The following is a 489-nucleotide window of genomic DNA, read 5'->3' as shown; positions in this document are numbered from 1 at the left end:
AGGCGGAACAGATATGACTTATATATGAAAAACAAACCAGTTAACAAGAGTGTTTCAAGGAAAAGAAGTAATTTCTGGGGTTAACATACATGTGAAAAAAGAGGGATTTACCGTTTGTTAGGACAGAATAGCGTTTGTAAAAATAATCATTATGAAGATGATTACAAATTTAATGTTGACCTTTTGTCATTGGTAGAGATGATAGCTGTGTGGTTAGTATGAAACAGCAAGCAACCACCTATCCAATATGAATAGAGGAGAGGAATGCCTTATGAAAACACGTAGCCAAATTACATTTGCAAGTCTGGCCCTTTTAATAGCTGGAAGTTCCCTGTTATACACAACGCCAACCTCAATTGTAAAAGCAGAGTCCACTCAAAATGTATCTAGTTCGTTACAAACAAGTACTCAACGAGATCGTAATTCCGTCAAGCAAGCAATGCGGGATACATTGCAACTTGGATTCCCGGGGATACTTGCTAAAACTTC

General features: G+C 37.4%; 2 pseudogenes. Both read left to right on the top strand.

The window, feature by feature from the left end:
• Nucleotides 1-13: 13 nt before the first annotated feature.
• Nucleotides 14-175, top strand: a pseudogene (locus JDS96_RS33430) (ABC transporter ATP-binding protein); the annotation flags it as partial.
• Nucleotides 176-247: 72 nt separating this feature from the next.
• Nucleotides 248-489 (top strand): annotated as a pseudogene (locus JDS96_RS30690) (serine hydrolase domain-containing protein); the annotation flags it as partial.

The organism is Bacillus cereus group sp. N21 (assembly GCF_016483395.1).
Lineage (GTDB): Bacteria > Bacillota > Bacilli > Bacillales > Bacillaceae_G > Bacillus_A > Bacillus_A pseudomycoides.
Note: the sequence above shows the minus strand (reverse complement) of the source record. Positions and strands in the feature narration are given on the sequence as shown.